Annotated in this window: 17 protein-coding genes and 1 pseudogene; 9 read left to right on the forward strand and 9 right to left on the reverse strand. The window is 68.6% G+C overall.

All coding sequences use genetic code 11. The features are described 5' to 3' along the window. Nucleotides 1–23: 23 nt before the first annotated feature. From KOI47_RS17755 to ispG, 4 genes and pseudogenes are all read right to left on the reverse strand, one after another. Nucleotides 24–1,145 carry a terpene synthase family protein gene (locus tag KOI47_RS17755; RefSeq protein WP_216204570.1) on the reverse strand — a complete coding sequence of 374 codons (1,122 nt, stop codon included), beginning with the start codon at nt 1,143–1,145 and terminating at the stop codon, nt 24–26. Nucleotides 1,146–1,168: 23 nt separating this feature from the next. Then, nucleotides 1,169–1,321: pseudogene (locus tag KOI47_RS17760) on the reverse strand (4-hydroxy-3-methylbut-2-enyl diphosphate reductase); the annotation flags it as partial. A 14-nt stretch (nt 1,322–1,335) separates the two neighbouring features. After that, complete coding sequence (locus tag KOI47_RS17765) at nt 1,336–2,373, reverse strand: polyprenyl synthetase family protein (RefSeq protein WP_216204575.1); 1,038 nt, start codon at nt 2,371–2,373, stop codon at nt 1,336–1,338. Nucleotides 2,374–2,487: 114 nt separating this feature from the next. Beyond that, complete coding sequence (gene ispG, locus KOI47_RS17770) at nt 2,488–3,591, reverse strand: flavodoxin-dependent (E)-4-hydroxy-3-methylbut-2-enyl-diphosphate synthase (RefSeq protein WP_216204579.1); 1,104 nt, start codon at nt 3,589–3,591, stop codon at nt 2,488–2,490. Between the two features lie 368 nt (nt 3,592–3,959). Between ispG and KOI47_RS17775 the strand changes: the two genes are divergently transcribed. The 4 genes from KOI47_RS17775 to KOI47_RS17790 all read left to right on the forward strand — a co-directional run bounded on the left by KOI47_RS17775 (nt 3,960) and on the right by KOI47_RS17790 (nt 7,492). Next, nucleotides 3,960–5,147, forward strand: coding sequence for a tyrosine-type recombinase/integrase (locus KOI47_RS17775; RefSeq protein ID WP_216204583.1), 1,188 nt, complete (start codon nt 3,960–3,962; stop codon nt 5,145–5,147). A 118-nt stretch (nt 5,148–5,265) separates the two neighbouring features. Then, nucleotides 5,266–5,874 (forward strand): dihydrofolate reductase family protein, encoded by a 609-nt coding sequence (locus KOI47_RS17780; RefSeq protein WP_216217366.1) that lies wholly within the window; start codon nt 5,266–5,268, stop codon nt 5,872–5,874. Nucleotides 5,875–5,927: 53 nt separating this feature from the next. Next, nucleotides 5,928–6,251, forward strand: coding sequence for a YciI family protein (locus KOI47_RS17785; RefSeq protein ID WP_216204586.1), 324 nt, complete (start codon nt 5,928–5,930; stop codon nt 6,249–6,251). Then, the gene (locus tag KOI47_RS17790; RefSeq protein WP_216204589.1) at nt 6,248–7,492 is read left to right on the forward strand and encodes an RNA polymerase sigma factor; all 1,245 of its coding nucleotides are present in this window, start codon (nt 6,248–6,250) and stop codon (nt 7,490–7,492) included. Before KOI47_RS17785 ends, KOI47_RS17790 begins: the two co-directional genes overlap by 4 nt. Before the next feature lie 23 nt (nt 7,493–7,515). Here KOI47_RS17790 and KOI47_RS17795 read toward each other — a convergent pair whose 3' ends face one another. Continuing rightward, the gene (locus tag KOI47_RS17795; RefSeq protein ID WP_216204593.1) at nt 7,516–7,950 is read right to left on the reverse strand and encodes a TrmH family RNA methyltransferase; all 435 of its coding nucleotides are present in this window, start codon (nt 7,948–7,950) and stop codon (nt 7,516–7,518) included. A gap of 293 nt (nt 7,951–8,243) precedes the next feature. Between KOI47_RS17795 and KOI47_RS17800 the strand changes: the two genes are divergently transcribed. Together KOI47_RS17800 and KOI47_RS17805 are read left to right on the forward strand one after the other, a co-directional pair. Further along, nucleotides 8,244–9,026, forward strand: a complete 783-nt coding sequence (locus KOI47_RS17800) for a putative protein N(5)-glutamine methyltransferase (protein ID WP_216217367.1) — start codon at nt 8,244–8,246, stop codon at nt 9,024–9,026. 38 nt (nt 9,027–9,064) lie between these two features. After that, nucleotides 9,065–10,105 (forward strand): adenosine deaminase, encoded by a 1,041-nt coding sequence (locus KOI47_RS17805; protein ID WP_216204596.1) that lies wholly within the window; start codon nt 9,065–9,067, stop codon nt 10,103–10,105. Here KOI47_RS17805 and KOI47_RS17810 read toward each other — a convergent pair. From KOI47_RS17810 to KOI47_RS17820, 3 genes are all read right to left on the reverse strand, one after another. Continuing rightward, nucleotides 10,060–11,313 carry an RNA polymerase sigma factor gene (locus tag KOI47_RS17810; protein ID WP_216204598.1) on the reverse strand — a complete coding sequence of 418 codons (1,254 nt, stop codon included), beginning with the start codon at nt 11,311–11,313 and terminating at the stop codon, nt 10,060–10,062. The genes KOI47_RS17805 and KOI47_RS17810 overlap by 46 nt on opposite strands. Nucleotides 11,314–11,476: 163 nt before the next feature. Next, nucleotides 11,477–11,866, reverse strand: coding sequence for a YciI family protein (locus tag KOI47_RS17815; protein WP_216204601.1), 390 nt, complete (start codon nt 11,864–11,866; stop codon nt 11,477–11,479). Nucleotides 11,867–11,994: 128 nt separating this feature from the next. Further along, nucleotides 11,995–12,861: an RCC1 domain-containing protein gene (locus KOI47_RS17820; RefSeq protein WP_232376087.1), complete on the reverse strand. Its 867-nt coding sequence runs from the start codon at nt 12,859–12,861 to the stop codon at nt 11,995–11,997. Between the two features lie 262 nt (nt 12,862–13,123). Between KOI47_RS17820 and KOI47_RS17825 the strand changes: the two genes are divergently transcribed. Further along, nucleotides 13,124–13,729, forward strand: a complete 606-nt coding sequence (locus KOI47_RS17825; protein ID WP_216204603.1) for a ClpP family protease — start codon at nt 13,124–13,126, stop codon at nt 13,727–13,729. A gap of 111 nt (nt 13,730–13,840) precedes the next feature. Continuing rightward, nucleotides 13,841–14,329: a hypothetical protein gene (locus KOI47_RS17830; protein ID WP_216204606.1), complete on the forward strand. Its 489-nt coding sequence runs from the start codon at nt 13,841–13,843 to the stop codon at nt 14,327–14,329. A gap of 7 nt (nt 14,330–14,336) precedes the next feature. On the opposite strand, the gene KOI47_RS17835 is transcribed toward KOI47_RS17830, so the two are convergent. Beyond that, nucleotides 14,337–14,801: a winged helix-turn-helix transcriptional regulator gene (locus KOI47_RS17835; RefSeq protein ID WP_216204609.1), complete on the reverse strand. Its 465-nt coding sequence runs from the start codon at nt 14,799–14,801 to the stop codon at nt 14,337–14,339. An 82-nt stretch (nt 14,802–14,883) separates the two neighbouring features. Between KOI47_RS17835 and KOI47_RS17840 the strand changes: the two genes are divergently transcribed. Further along, a complete protein-coding gene (locus KOI47_RS17840) occupies nt 14,884–16,104 on the forward strand; it encodes an MFS transporter (RefSeq protein WP_216217369.1) in 1,221 nt (406 codons plus the stop codon). Nucleotides 16,105–16,110: the final 6 nt, after the last annotated feature.

Here is a 16,110-nt window from a genome sequence, read left to right on the forward strand (position 1 = left end):
GAAACCGCATCGTGAGTTCGAAGTCATTGCGGGTGGCGCTGTCTGCTTTCCGGACGGTGAGATCCGTTGCCCGTGATGACCAGGTCTTCCACGTAGTTGGGCCGGTCTGCTGGGATGGTGCCCTCGGGCGTGTAGCGGTCGGTCTCGATCTCCCACTGGTGGTAACCGGCGATCCACATTTTGATGGCGGCTACGGACTTGTCGACCGCGGTGCATTGCTCGTCGTCGAGTCGCAGTGTGGCGCAGATTCGCGGCAGTTCCTGCTCCAGGCGTTGGAAGCGGGGGATGTGGTCGTGGATGACCATGTCGCGCACCGCTCGCAGGGCTTCATCGCGGGTGCAGCCGTGTTCACGTTCGACGACCAGCACGGCGTTGTCGACATCGCCGCGGGGGGCCTCTTTGTAGACGGAGTGCACGTCGTTGCACAGGAGGGGCACGTCGATGCCGACTTGGCGCATCATGCGGTACTGGGGGGTGTGGAAGAGAGCGAGTGGGACGGTGAAGTGGCCGAATCGCTCGCCGTAGTCGACCATCAATCTGGTAGCGCCTGCGCCGCGCCGCACGTGGAGGAAGTGCTCCCACGACGGGACATGGGCGTTGACGCGGTCCATGGCCTCGGCGGCGTGGGCGGCCAGGTAGTACTCGAAGTTGTGGGCGGCGCGCGTGATCCATGCGGCGGGCATACCTTGCTGGCTGCGTTCCCACATGTCAGCGAAGAAGGTCACGAGCGGAGAGGAACCGCGCGGCGACGGCCGTCCGGCCGGGCGGTACAGCACCGCGATCAGGTCGTCGACGAACGTGGCCACGCGCGCCGGATCGCGTCCCAGCGGGCCGTCGAACTGGTCATCGAAGACAAAGAAGAACGCAAACTGGTCCACCGCCAGGTCCAGGTCTTCGCCTACCGCCATCGGGTACGCGTATCCGGCGCCCTGGCCCAGGTCCCAGGACAGGTACCAGTGCTCGGCCTCGGGGGTGCCGAGCATGCCATGGGACTTCATCCGGGCGACGTTGGCGGTCCGCGCTCGCGCTACCTCGGGGCTGGACCGCGCGGGAAACGGGATATCGAACACGGGCAGGTCCACGACGGGCATGTCATTCTCCTTGGACGAGTGGGCGGTGATCTTTCCGCAGGGATCAGTGGTCATGGCAGCCCTCGATTCCCGGTGTTGAGGTTTGTCGTGGTGTGGGTGTTGTGCACGATCTGGTGACGCACATAGACGGGCGCTCCGTGCAGTTCCAGAGCGCGTCCGACGATCGCGACAGCCCGTTCCACGCCGGCGCAGTAGCCGCGCGGCGCGGCGAGCAGTACTCGTTTGTCCATCAGGCTCGGCCGTTCTAGGTGGCGCGGGTGATGAGGAAACTGATCAGGTGGTCCCACTCCCGCCGTACGTCGGACGGGATGGTGAGCGCCGCGATGGCATCGCGGGCGCGGTCGGTGTGCTGGCGGGCGTGGCGGCTGGTGGTCTGGCCGGCGTTGGTCCGTTCCAGCGCCGTGGTGGCCGCCGCGAGGTCGTCGGTGGTGAGCTCGCCGTCGGTGGCGAGGATCGCAGCGAGCCGTTGCGCGGCCGGGTCGGCATCGGTGAGTGTGACGACGATCGGCAGGGAGCGTTTGCGGGCGGCGACATCGGCACCGGCGGGTTTCCCGGTGACCTTCGGGTCGCCCCAGATCCCCAGCCAGTCGTCCATGGCTTGGAACGCCAGACCAAGCTGAGTGCCGGCTGTGCCCAGCACGGCGATGGCTCGGGAATCCGCTTCGGTGAGCAGCGCGCCGAGCTGACAGGCCGCGCAGATCAGGCCGCCAGTCTTGCCGATCGCCATGCGCTCCCAGTCGGCGACCGTCACCGTCGTGCGGGTTTCGAACGCCAGGTCGTCGGCCTGTCCCGCGCACAACCCCACCACCGCCTCGGCCAGGACCGCCTCGGCCTGGGGGTGCTCGGCGAGTGTGGAGACCGCCAGGGCGAGTAGCGCGTCCCCGGCCAGCAGCGCGGTGTCGACGCCGTGGACGGCCCAGGCCGTGGGGCGCCCCCGTCGTGTCCGGTCGCGGTCCATGATGTCGTCGTGCAGCAGGGAGAACTCGTGTACCAGCTGCACCGCCACCGCCCCTGCGACAACACCCTCCGAGGCCAGGCGCTCCGCAGGCACGCCCGTACTGCGGGCGGACAGGAACACCAGGGCGGGGCGGAGCATCTTCCCGACCCTGGCAGGGGCCGGCCGGCCGTGCTGGTCGGTGAGGCCGCAGTGGTAGCCGGCTACCTGCGCGAGCCTGGGGTGCAGGGTGGCGATCGCCTGCCGCAAGGCGGGCACCGTCAGGCTGCGTGCCTGCTGCAGAACTGCGGGAGCGGCCGTTGTGTCGGTAAGGGACGGGCTAGCCATGACAATCGCTCCCGCTGCCGTCGGGGATGTCGGAGAATCGGCGGAGAGCGGACAGCACCGATCCGTCCAGCACGGGCCGGACAGCTCCGTGATCGACGCTCGTCACCGGAGGGGTCATCGGTGATCGCTTTCGGCGAGCCGTACCGCGTGCGCGATCAGCGTTTCGGGGATCTCGTGCTCGGGCACGGTGTCCACCACCTGGCCGCGTACGAAGATCTGGCCCTTGCCGTTGCCCGAGGCCACCCCCAGATCCGCGTCCCGGGCCTCGCCCGGGCCGTTGACCACGCACCCCATCACCGCCACCCGGATCGGCACCTCCAAACCGTCCAGCGCGGCCTGGACCTCGGCGGTCATCTTGTACACATCCACCTGCGCCCGCCCACACGACGGACACGAGACAATGTCCAACGTGCGGGGCCGCAGTCCCAGTGCCTGCAAGATCGCCTCCCCGGCCCGGACCTCCTCAATCGGGTCCGCGGTCAACGACACCCGGATCGTGTCCCCGATCCCCTCCGACAACAGCGCGCCGAAAGCGGTCGCTGTCTTGATCACCCCTTGCGGGGGTGGCCCGGCTTCGGTCACACCCAAATGCAACGGATAATCGCATTGCTGCGCGAGTTGCCGGTAGGCGTCGATCATCACTACCGGGTCATGATGCTTCACGCTGATCTTTAGATCGTGGAAACCGTGATCGGCGAACAACGACGTCTCCCACAACGCCGATTCCACCAAAGCCTCCGCACCTGCCCGCCCGCCATGTTTGTCGAGGATTTTCGGGTCCAGGCTGCCCGCGTTCACACCAATCCGGATCGGCACCCCCGCATCCCGCGCGGCGTGGGCGATCTCGCCGACCCGATCGTCGAAACGCTTGATATTCCCCGGATTCACCCGTACCCCAGCACATCCGGCCTTGATCGCCGCGAACACATACCTCGGCTGGAAATGAATATCCGCGACAACCGGAATCGTCGACTTCGACGCGATCGCTGGCAACGCATCCGCATCATCCTGGGAGGGCACCGCCACCCGCACAATGTCACATCCAGCCGCAGTGAGCTCGGCGATCTGCTGCAATGTGGCATCCACATCCGCGGTCAAGGTTGTGGTCATCGACTGCACCGAAACCGGTGCACCACCCCCCACCAGCACCGTGCCGACACCCACCTGACGGCAGACCCGACGAACCGCCGGTAGCGGCAATCCCGTGACTGGGACCATGCACGGTCACCTCCACCGCATGACGGTGACAGAGACAATTGTCGCAGGTCAACGCCCCCTTCCGGCAACACCCACACGAGAATGTGAACACGAGTAGTGGTCGACTATTCACGACAGGAGTGGAGTGTCACCGCCAGAAACGCACTTTCACCTTCTCGTGTCCACTTCCTGACACGGTGGGCTCACCGCCACCGCAGACAGCTCACAACACTATGGTCGTGACTGAGGGGAGGCCACCTTCGATTCGCGGGTCGGTCACGCCTGCGACAGCCATCCGACCGGCAGGCACTGACTCCAGACGGCCCCCAGCGCCGAACCCCGTCGCGCGGCGGTGACACTGTCAGGCGCAGCACGAGGAAGGGGTTGTCGTGACACTGGCCGTAGCCGCGCAGGGCGATGGGGCGGACAAGACGGGGCAGGAACGCTTCGCGGAGTTCCTGCGCATCTACACCTCGCTCAACACCCGGCTGGCCTACGCGACCGACCTCGGCATCCCCCTGGACTGGGTGCCGGGCTACACCCCGCCCGACCCCGCCCGCCGCCGGGGGCGGAGCCGCCGCGCGGCACCCACCGGACTGGAATGGCTGCCCTGGTGCCTGCGCAATGGGTTCGGCTCCTTCGCCGAGGTCAGGGTGGAGCACGTCGAGCGGTGGCTGGACGAACTGGCCCACGCGGGGTACAGCGACGCCACCCGGGGCAGGATGCTGTCCGCGGTGTCCGCCTTCTACCGCAAGTACCTGCTCCGGGAAGGGCTGGCCGAACAGAACCCGGCCGCGCTGGTCGACCGGAAGACCCAGCACCTCAACCGCTCCGGCGGCACCCCTTCGGTCACCGCACGCTGGTCCTTCGAGGCGTGCCGCGCCCTGCTGCTGGCCGCGTACCTCCTGGCCGACCGCCGCCGGGACGGCCGCCGCGACCGCGCGATGGTCGAGGTGCTGATCGGCACCGGCGTGCGAGCGGAAGAACTCGTCGGCACCAACCTCACCGACTACCGCAGGCCCACTGGCGGGGACATCGGCATCCTGCGCATCCACGGCAAGGGCGCCAAGGACCGCGAGGTCGCCCTCGCGCCGCCGGTGGCCGACGCGGTGGACACCTATCTCGCCGAACGCAGGCCCCCGGCCGCCCCGGCGGTCCGCGGCCAGGTCGGGCCCACACCCGCGGAACCACTGTTCATCACCAGCACCGGCCGACGCGTGCACGTCTCCCATGTCCAGGCCCTGCTGCGCAGGCTGTGCGCCACCTTCGCCCCCGCGCCGGACGCGCCGCCCCCGCGCGCACGCTGGCTGCGGGACCTGCTCGGCACCGAACAGGCCGCGCTGATCGCCAGCCACCTCGGCCCGCTCCGGGACACCATCCACCCACACTCGGCCCGGCACTCCTACGCCACGCACGCCGTCGAACGCGGCGTGCCGCCCCGCCAGGTGCAGCAGGACCTCGGCCATTCCGCCCTGTCCACCACCGAGGGGTACCTGCACGACGAGGACAACATCCGCAACTCCGGCGCGCACGAGCTGGCGCCGGCGCTGCACCGTGGCTGGCTGGCCGCCCCCTAGTGCGGTACGGATCTCCCTTCAAGAAACCCGGGAAGCGGTGTCGGATCGGGGCGGTGGTGTTCGTAGCAGGGGTGAGGCTACCCACCAGGGGCGGCGCCAAGGCAAAGGAACCGTGATCGTGAAGCTGACAATCATGACTCAGGTCACTGTCGATGGAGTGATGCAGGGAAACGGCGCCACGTCGGATGACCGGAGGAACGGATTCGAACGCGGCGGATGGGCCCGGGGGAAGGGCGACGACGAGACCAGGACGTTCATCACGCAGACCTACCAGCGCGCAGCGGCGTTCCTGTTCGGCCGGCGCACCTACGAGCTGTTCGCCGGTTCCTGGGGATCAATCGACCAGATGCGTGCACATCCCATCGGTGCGGCCTTGAACGAGACCCCCAAGTACCTTGCCTCGACCACGCTCACCGCGCCGCGTTGGGAGGACACGACCGTTCTCCGTGGTGACCTCGCGGCGGCCATCGGTGAGCTGAAGGCCAAGCCCGGGGGTGAGCTGCAGGTGCACGGCAGCGGCGTGCTGACCCGGTGGCTGCTGGAGAACGGTCTGGTCGACGAGATGACTCTGCTCGTGATCCCGGTGATCCTCGGCCAGGGCGCGAGACTGTTCCCCGAGGCCGGTCCGGATCTTGCGCTCGACCTGGTGGAGTCGCGGGTCGACTCGAAGGGCGTGATGATCCAGGTATACCGGCCGGACGGGCGCCCGCAGTATGCAACGGCCTGAAGTCGCTGACCACCGAACCACGCCGTCTTGGCACCACAGGAGATGATCTTCAGATGCAGTACCTGGTTTCCGTGATCGATGACAAGAGCAATCCCGGCAGCACGGACAGGCGGCCTGCCATCAGCGCGTTCAACGAACGACTGATCGCCGAGGGCTACTGGGTTTTCGCGGGCGGGCTCGCGGACACCGATACGGCCACGGTCATCGACAACCGGGGCGAGCAGGCGGTGTTCAGCGACGGGCCGTTCGTGGAGTCGAAGGAGTACCTCGCCGGCATCTGGGTGTGGGAGGCGCCCGATCTGGATGTGGCGCTCAAGCTCGCCGCCGAGGCGTCGAAGGTCTGCGATCGGAAGGTCGAGGTGCGGCCGTTCCGGTGAGCGACGTCGAGGAGGCGATCACCCGGGCCCACCGCGCGGAGTGGGCGCGGGTGGTGGCCGCCCTGACCAGGCGCTTCGGTGACCTCGACACCGCCGAGGAGGCGGCGGCCGAGGCGTTCGCGACCGCCGTCGAGCGATGGCCGGCCGACGGCGTGCCCCCCAATCCCGGCGCCTGGCTGACCACCACCGCCAACCACAAGGCCATCGACCGGATCCGGCGCGAGAACAAGCGCGATGACAAGCACAAGGAGGCGCAGATGGTGTACGACGACTCGCGCGAGCCGCTCGGCGCCATCGACGGTGCGATCGAGGACGAGCGGCTTCGGCTGATCTTCACCTGCTGTCACCCGGCACTCGCGATGCAGACCCGCGTGGCGCTGACGCTGCGCATGGTCGGCGGTCTCACTGTACCCGAGATCGCCAGGGCCTTCCTGGTGGCCGAGACCGCCATGGGGCAACGGATCACCCGCGCGAAGGCCAAGATCAAGGCGGCGCGCATCCCTTACCGGGTGCCGTCCGCGGAGGATCTCCCGGCACGCGTCTCCGGCGTACTCGCCGTCCTTTTCCTCGTCTTCAACGAGGGCTACCTGGCCACCGGCCCCGGCACCGATCCCGTACGTCACGACCTGACCACCGAGGCGATCCGGCTCACCCGCCTGATCCGTGCCCTCCTGCCCGAGGACGGTGAGGTGGCCGGGCTGCTGGCGCTGATGCTCCTCACCGAGGCCCGCCGCACCGCCCGGATCTCGGCCAGCCGCGAACTGGTCCCGCTCGACGAGCAGGACCGTGGGGCCTGGGACGCGGCGCTGATCGCCGAGGGCCATCGGCTGGTGCGCGAGCGCCTGGCCGCTGCCGCCACCGGGGTGGCTCCCGGGCGCTACCAGATCCTCGCCGCGATCAACGCGGTGCACACCTCCGCCCGCGACATGTGCGACACCGACTGGTCACAGGTCCTCGCCCTCTACGACCAACTCGTCCGCCTCGACCCCTCACCGATCATCGCCCTCAACCGGGCCATCGCGGTCGCCGAGCTCGACGGCCCGGAGGTGGCACTCGCGGACGTCGACCGCCTTGAGCACGGGTTGGCGGGCTATCACGCCTACCACGCCACCCGCGCCGACCTGCTCCGCCGGCTGGGCCGCGACCAGGAGTCACGCGCGGCCTACGACAAAGCCATCGACCTGGCGGGCAACACCGCCGAGACCGCCCACCTGATCCGTCGCCGCGACCGACTGCGGTAGCGCACACGGATCCGGGCACGTGGTCAGAGCAATCCGGCGAGCTTGTACAGCACGAGGGAGCCCGCCACGGCCACATTGAGCGTGGCGCCATGGCCCACCATCGGGATCTCCACCGCCTGATCGAGCAAGTCCAGCGCCTCCGGCGGAATGCCGCTCTGCTCGTGCCCGAGCACCGCCACCGTGGGCTCCCGCGCGGCAGGCAGGTCGGCGAGCCGGACCGCCTCATCGGCCAGCTCGACCCCGACCAGCCGGACGCCCCGCGCCCGTTGCCGTTCCAGCCAGCGCAGCGGATCGCCGGTATGGTGTACGCAGCTCCGGCGCCGCAGCGTGTTACCCCGCGCGAGCGCCTGCGGCACCCAGGGCAACCGGGGCACCGCGAGACAGGCACCTGCCGCGTCACAACTCCGCAGCAGGGTGCCGAGGTTCGCACCATGCAGCGGCCACAGCGGAGCCGCCACCACATGACCCCAGCACGAATGGGAACGACGGCGCCGGTTCGCCCGGATCTCCCCACGGGTCCGGGCGCGGATCGCGGCGCTCACCGGGCAGGGGAGTGATCCTCCCCGAACACCAGAACAGTACTCATCGGCGAGGGTGCTTCGCGGCGCACCCCAAAGGCCATCGACGACAACCCGACCGTAGCCAGCATACCGGCCCCTGCGGCGCCATCATGCACCGGCGCCGCTTCGGCACCGTGCCCCGCATCAGGTACAACCAGCACTACCTGGACGTGCCGGAGCAGGGGGTGTTGATGACGGCTACTCCGTGCTCGCTGCCCGAACTCACCAGCAGGCTCCGCGCCGCGGGCTGCGTGTTCGCCGAGGAGGAGGCGCAGCTGCTCGCCACGGCCGCGCGCTCCCCAGAACACCTCGCCACGCTGGTGGACCAGCGGGTAACCGGCCTGCCACTGGAACAGGTCCTCGGCTGGGCCTGGTTCCACGGCCTGCGGATCGCCGTGGAACCGGGTGTCTTCGTGCCCCGCCTGCGCACCGGGCTGCTCGTGCGCCAGGCGGCCGCACTCGCACGGCCCGGCGCGGTGGTGCTGGACCTGTGCTGCGGCACCGGCGCGGTGGGTGCCGCGCTGGCCGCCACCGTGGACGGGCTCGAGGTGCACGCCGCCGACCTGGAACCCGCGGCGGTGCGCTGCGCCCGCCGCAACCTCGCGGCCGCGGGCGGCCGGGTGTACGAGGGCGACCTGTACGAGCCGGTACCGGCCCGGCTCCGCGCGGGGGTGGACCTGCTGCTGGTGAACGCACCCTATGTCCCCACCGACGCGGTCGACCTGATGCCACCAGAGGCCCGCCTGCACGAGCCGCGCACGGCGCTGGACGGCGGTGCGGACGGGCTCACCGTGCAGCGCAGGGTGATCGCCGCGGCACCGGACTGGCTGGCACCCGGCGGCCACCTGCTGATCGAGACCAGCGAACCGCAGGCACCGCGACTGGCCGCGGCCTGTGCCGACGCCGGGTTGCGGCCCCGGATCATCGGCTGCCCCGAGCTGGACGCCACCATCGTGCTCGGCGCGGCCACCTAGATCAGGCCGATGTCGGCGGCTGCCACTACGATGACGGCATGATGGGGCTCGCCGAATTCATCGCCGGTATTCCGAAATGCGAGCTGCACGTACATATCGAGGGAACGCTCGAACCGGAGATGATGTTCGAGCTGGCCGAGCGCAATGATCTCGTGCTGCCGTATACCGACGCCGCGCAACTGCGCGCCACCTACAACTTCCATGACCTGCCGTCGTTCCTGAAGGCGTACTACCAGGGCATGGAGGTCCTGCTGACCGAGCAGGACTTCTACGATCTCGCCTGGGCCTACCTGACCAGGGCGCATGCCCAGAACGTTCGCTACGCCGAGATCTTCTTCGACCCGCAGGCGCACACCTCGCGCGGTGTCTGCTTCGGCACCGTCATCCGCGGCCTGCGGCGGGCGCTGGTGGACGCCCACCGCCTGCTCGGCCTGCGCGCGCAACTGATCATGTGCTTCCTGCGCGACCTGCCAGCGGGATTTGCCATGGCGACCCTGCTGGAATCCCTGCCGTACAAGGAATGGATCGTCGGGGTCGGGCTCGACTCCGACGAGCGGGGCAACCCGCCCTCGGCCTTCGCCGCCGTCTTCGAACGCGCCCGCGCCGAGGGCTACTTCCTCACCATGCACTGCGATGTGGACCAGGAGAACACCACCGAGCACATCCGGCAGTGCCTGGACGTGGTCGGCGTGGACCGCATCGACCACGGCGTCAACGCGCTGGACGACCCCGCGCTGCACACCGAGATCGCCCGCCGCGGACTCGGCCTGACCGTGTGCCCGATCTCCAACCGCCATGTCCGGGGCGACCTCGGCCACGACTCGCTGCGGCGGATGCTGGACCTCGGGCTGCGGGCCACCGTCAACTCCGACGACCCGGCGTATTTCGGCGGCTACGTCACCGAGAACCTGCTCGCGGTGAGCGAGGCCGCCGGGCTGGGGGAGCGGGAGGTGCTCCGCCTGGAGCACAACGCGTTCGAGATCGCCTGGCTGCCTGCGGGTGTGCGGGACACCTACCTCGCCGAGTTGCGGGCCTACGGCAAGGACCGGGAGGTATCCAGCCGCGCGGCACACGCGTAGAGGTAACGCTGTTGCGGGATGTTCGTGGTGCGCCCGGCAGCCTCCAGGTAGGCATCCCTGGCCCGCGCCGGTTCGCCGGCCATTTCCAGCAGGTGCGCCCGGGCGGCGTCCAGCCGGTGATCGCCCGCCAGCCGCTCGTCGGCCGCGAGTTCCGCCAGCAGGTCGAGCCCCGCGCGGGCACCCCGCACCATGGCCACCGCCACCGCGTGGTTCAGCGCGGTCACCGGGTTGTCCGAGATACGCAGCAGCAGTTCGTACAGCGCCAGGATCTGCGGCCAGTCGGTCCGCTCCTGGCTGGGTGCCTCGTCGTGCAGCGCGGCGATCGCGGCCTGGAGCTGGTACGGCCCGGCCGGGCCCTGGGGTAGCGCGACGCTGAGCAGTGCCGTGCCCTCGCTGATGAGGCTGGTGTCCCACCGGGTGCGGTCCTGCTCGGCCATCGGGATGAGCGAGCCGTCGGCGCCGGTGCGGGCCGGCCTGCGCGCGTCGGTGAGCAGCATCAATGCCAGCAGCCCTGCGACCTCGCTGTCCTCGGGCAGCGAGTGGTGCAGGATGCGGGTGAGCCGGATCGCCTCGGCCGCGAGGTCGCCGCGGTGCAGGCTCGGTCCGGAGGTGGTGGCGTACCCCTCGTTGAAGATCAGGTACAGCACATGCAGCACGACCCCGAGCCGTTCCTCCCGTTCGGCGCCGGTGGGCATGCCGAACGGCTTGCCGCTGCCGGTGATGCTCCGCTTGGCCCTGGTGATCCGCCGCGTCATCGTCGCCTCCGGCACGAGGAAGCCACGGGCGATCTCCGCTGTGGTCAGCCCGCCCACCGCACGCAGCGTCAACGCGATCTGCGAGGCAGGGGAGAGGGAGGGGTGGCAGCACAGGAACAGCAGGATCAACGTGTCGTCGGCGTCCGCTGCCGCCCGGTCGGCCGCGGGGGCCTGCCGGCGCTCGGGGAGGGTCCACTGGAGCACGGTGTCCTCCCGCTGCCTGCGGGCCTGCTCGCCGCGCAGCAGGTCGGTCAGCTTGCGAGCGGCCACCCGGATCAGCCAGCCCCGGGGATTGGCCGGAGCACCCTCGGCAGGCCACTGGGTCGCCGCCGCCAGCAGCGCCTCCTGCACGGCGTCCTCGGCGAGGTCGAAGTGACCGTACCGCCGGACGACCGCGCCGAGGGCCTGCGGCGCCAGGGTGCGCAGCAGGCCCTCCAGCTCGGCGCCGGACATCTGCCCGCTCAGCGCCTGTTGCTGAACTTGCGGACGCGGCCGGCTCGGCCGGGCTCGGACACGGTCACGATCGTCACCTTCGCTGGTCATGCGCCCGGCCTCGCCGCCGCGCGAGTTCTTCCACTCATCCTGAGCAGGCAAAGTCCAGTTCCGGAACAGGCTTTCAGAGTTCCGGCTCCGATCCCGCCACCGGCCGCACGTCGATCGGGCGCTGCGGACCGGGACCCGAACCGAGCTTGGCGGCGATCTCGGTCGCCCGGTCGAAGCTGGCGCAGTCCACGATCCAGTAGCCTGCCAGCACCTCCTGGGTCTCCGCGTACGGCCCGTCGGTCACCACCGGCACGCCTTCCCTCAGCTCCACCCGCCTGGTGTGCACCGGGGCGGCGAGGCCCTGGGCGTCCACGAACTCGCCGGATTCCTCCAGCTCCTGGTTGAAGGCGCGCAGGAACTCGTCGATCCCGGCCATGTCCTGCGCGGTCAGGCCGGGCTGTGCACCGCTGGCCATGGCGTCGTAGTCCTGCTGGGTACCGGGGATCATCAGGATGTACTTCATGGTCGGCTCCTTCGTCGTGTTCGTCATGTCTTTCGGGGGGCAGGCACCTCGCGTGCCCGCCTGCATTGGATACGTCGGAGCCGAACATCGGGACCGGACATCCTCGCGAAGCGAGGCCCGGATACGACTTACTTAACATAATGTAGCTTATCGGCGTTCGAGATATACCAGGAGTCGACGGCGCACTGGCCGTCGGTGTTGTTCCCTGCGCTGCGGACCGTGCCGTCCGCGCGCAGACCGAGAGTGTGGGTGGAACCCGCCGCCACCGCGACGACGTCGCGCCAGTCTGTGACCTCACATTGCCCGTGGCTGTTGTCTCCGGCTGCAAGGACTCGTCCGAATGCCGTGACCGCAACGGTGTGGTAGCTGCCCGCGGCCAACGCCACCAAGTCTTCCCACCCATCGACGTCACACGCCCCGGTCGTCCGGTCTCCGGTCGCCAGGACACGCCCGTCACTTCGGAGACCGACGGTGTGTAGATATCCAGCCCCCACGGCGGCGAGGTCGCGCCAATCGTCGACGGCGCACTGTCCTCGGCGATTGATACCCACGGCCAACGCCGAACCGTCCGCACGGACTCCGACCGAATGCCAGTCGCCACAGGAAAGTGCCACCATCTCGCGCCAGGGCTGCACGTCGCATTGCCCTTCCGAGTTTCGGCCTGCTGCCAGCACGGTGCCATTCGCAAGCAATCCGAGCGTGCGGCGCCAGCCGGCGGCCACGGCCATGACCTCTCGCCATGCGGCGACATCGCATTGGCCGTCGCCATTCCACCCCGTTGCCAGCACGGTGCCGTCCGATCGAAGTCCGACCGTATGAGACTTTCCCGTGTTGTTCGCGGTATGGACATTGCCGGCTGCCACCGCGACGACGTCTTCCCAGTGCTCGACCTGACACTCGTCGGCGGCACCGTTTCCCACGGCCAGAACAGTCCCGTCCCAGCGCCGACCGACCGAATGGCGCCTACCGGCCGCCAGTGCCGACACGTTGCGCATCCCGCCTCCTCGCTGGCGAGATTAGGGATCGGGCCGTGAGCGGAGCAAGCGCGATCACGCTCCCTCCCCTCGACACCGACCGACCCCACCCACCCATTTCGTCACCGTGACGTTTCGGGGCGGACGGATGGGGTGTCCAAATGTTCGTGTGAAGCGAACCCCGCACGCCCACAGCGAAACGCGCTCATCCCGCGGCTCGGCGCCGCCTAGGGTCGGCTGCAGAACGGTCCACAACCAGGACACTGACCGAAGGCAGGCCACCATGACGCTTCACCTGGTACCCGAGATGCGATCGCCGAACCCGGGACTCTCCCTGAACGACTCGGTCTACGAGCAACTGCTGCGGGACCGCATCGTCTTCCTCGGTTCGGAGGTAGACGACGAGGTGGCCAACCGGATCACCGCGCAGCTCCTACTGCTGGCCGCCGATGATCCGGAAAGGGACATCACCTTCTACATCAACTCCCCGGGCGGTTCGGTGACCGCCGGTATGGCCATCTACGACACCATGCGGCTGATCCAACCGGAGGTGTCCACCTGGGGCCTCGGCTTTGTCGCGTCCATGGGTCAGTTCCTGCTGACCTCCGGCACCCGGGGAAAGCGCTACCTGCTGCCCAACACCCGGGTGGTGATGCACCAGCCTTCCGCGGGTATCCGGGGTGCGGCGAGCGATATCGCCATCCAGGCCGAGGTGTTCGGCAAGATGAAGCGCCGGATCGCCGAGATCACCGCGCGGCAGACCGGTCAGCCGCTGGAACGGATCATCGCCGACGCCGACCGGGACCGCTGGTTCGACGCCGAAGAAGCGCTGGCCTACGGGTTCGTGGACGATATCGTCGGCAGGGAGACACCGGCCGCGACCGCCTGACCGCTCCCCTGTGCCAACCGCGGCAACCATTCGCAGCGCTCGAGCGTCCCTCCGTTATCGGCGAATCAACCGAGGGAGGGAATCGTGCGGAAACCACGATGGCCACATACCGTGGCGGCGACGGCGGCGATATCGTTTTTGTTGATCAGCGGGACCGCGCGGGCCGCGGCCTGCGCGGAACTGGGGCCGGATGGTTACGGAACGCTGAAACTCGGAATGACCACGCAACAGGCGGAGGCCACCGGGGAAATCGTGCCGTACCAGGGGCCGGACCCTGGCGCGGGTATCAATCCCGAGTGTGGCTTCTACGACCTCACCGATCGCCCCGGTCAGCCTGCCGGCCTGACCGTGCTGATCTCGCCAACGCTGGGAGTTGCCGACATCGTAGGATATCCGGGCGTACGGACCCCACAGGGAATCGGGATCGGCTCGACCGAGGAGGCGCTGCGTGCCGCCTACCCGAGCTGGAACCCGGCCGAGCCGGATGGGTTTTTCGTTCCCGTTCCGGAGAATCCGGACGCCATTTACGAGTTCAACACCAGGGACGGCAGGGTGAACCATCTCGCGATCCGGATTTCCGGCCAAGAATGCATTGAGTAAGCAACAACTAGATATCGCGGATATCGCGCAGGACGGTGGTTGAGCCGACATCGGCAGGGTCACCGTGAGAGTCGGTAGGACACAGGCGGGCAAGCTGGAGGCCGCTTTCGTCCACGAGAACGGAGTGGGTCTCGTGTTCGGCGAACGCGTGCCGCTCGCCCCACTGGCGCATGGCCACAATGACGGTGAAGAGGTCGCGGCCGGCGTCGGTGAGTACGTATACCTGTCGACGCCCTGATGTCGCGGTCTCTCGTTCGAGCAGGCCGCGATCGACCAGGCGGCGGAGACGGTCGGTGAGGATGTTGCGCGCGACCCCCGTGCGCTGCTGGAAGTCGGTGAACGATCGCGCGCCGTCCATCGCGTCGCGAACGATAAGCAGGCTCCATCGATCTCCGACAAGGTCGAGCGTGCGCGCGACCGGGCAGGTGGAGTCAGTCCAGGCCATGTCGTCGAAGCTCGCGACGGGACTCATCACACCTCCTGCGGAGTTGCGGTTTGAAACCATTCTGCCGTACCGTGCAATCAGTTGCAAATTGCTACTGATTGGTGGACGGATGGGACTCACACCAGGCCGAAGGATGCTGCTCGCGACGGTGTGCTCGATTGCCGTCGCGACGATCTACGTCGCGCAACCCGTGCTCGCACAGATCGGGTACGACTTGGGGGTGCCTGAGGCTGACCTGGGATGGAGCGTGGCGGCGGGGCAATGCGGCTACCTGGTCGGCCTGGCTGTCCTGGTTCCACTGGGGGACATGCTTGACCGGCGTAGGCTCATCGTTGGCCAGCTGCTCCTCGCCGCCGTCGGCATGCTGATGGCGGCGGTCGCTCCCAGCCTCTGGCTGCTACTGATCGGACTTGCCGCGGCGGGCCTGTTCGCAGTAGTCGTGCAGACCACGGTCGCGTTCGCCGCCGACCTGTCGGCTCCGGCAGAGCGTGGTCGCACCCTCGGAGTGGTCACCGCCGGTGTCATCATCGGAATTCTGGGAGCGCGCGTGCTGGCGGGAGGGCTGGCTGCGCTGTGGGGATGGCGAAGCGTCTACGTCACGCTCGCGATGCTCCTCGTCGTGCTGTCCGGCCTCGTTCTGAAGTGGTTGCCAACGGACCACCGCGCGGTTCGCAGAACCCATGGCGACGTCATGAGCTCGCTCGGGCACCTGTTCCTGCAGCCACTGTTCATCTCACGTGGGCTGATCGCGTTCTTCCTGTTCGCGTCCTTCGGCACGCTCTGGAGCGGGCTTGCGCTGCCGCTAGCCGCCGAACCGTGGCAGCTGAGCACAGCTCAGATCGGGCTTTTCGGAATGGCCGGGCTCGCTGGTGCGCTGGGAGCTGCGCGGGCAGGCCGGTGGGCGGACGCCGGCAGAGCCAACCCGGTGACCGGTGGTGCACTCGCACTGCTGGCGGTGTCCTGGCTCGCATCCGGGCAGGCGACCTGGTCACTCTGGCTCGTGATCGTCGGTGTCATCGTTCTCGACTTCGCGGTTCAGGCCGTGCATGTCACCAACCAGACCCTGCTCACCGCTGCACACTCGGACCAGACGAGCAGCACCGTCGGCGGCTACATGATCTTCTACTCGCTCGGCTCCGCCCTCGGCGCGACCGCCACCACCACGGTGTACTCCGCCTCCGGTTGGACCGGATCCGCCGTTCTCGGTGCCGGCTTCGCGTTCTGTGGACTGCTCACGTGGGCGTTCAGCCAGCGCACGGTCACAAGACCGCGACGTGACACTGCCGACCAGGGATCCGTTCGAGTCGGCGCAGCACAGCAGGCCGACTGAGCACCA

The organism is Amycolatopsis aidingensis, from assembly GCF_018885265.1.
Lineage (GTDB): Bacteria > Actinomycetota > Actinomycetes > Mycobacteriales > Pseudonocardiaceae > Amycolatopsis > Amycolatopsis aidingensis.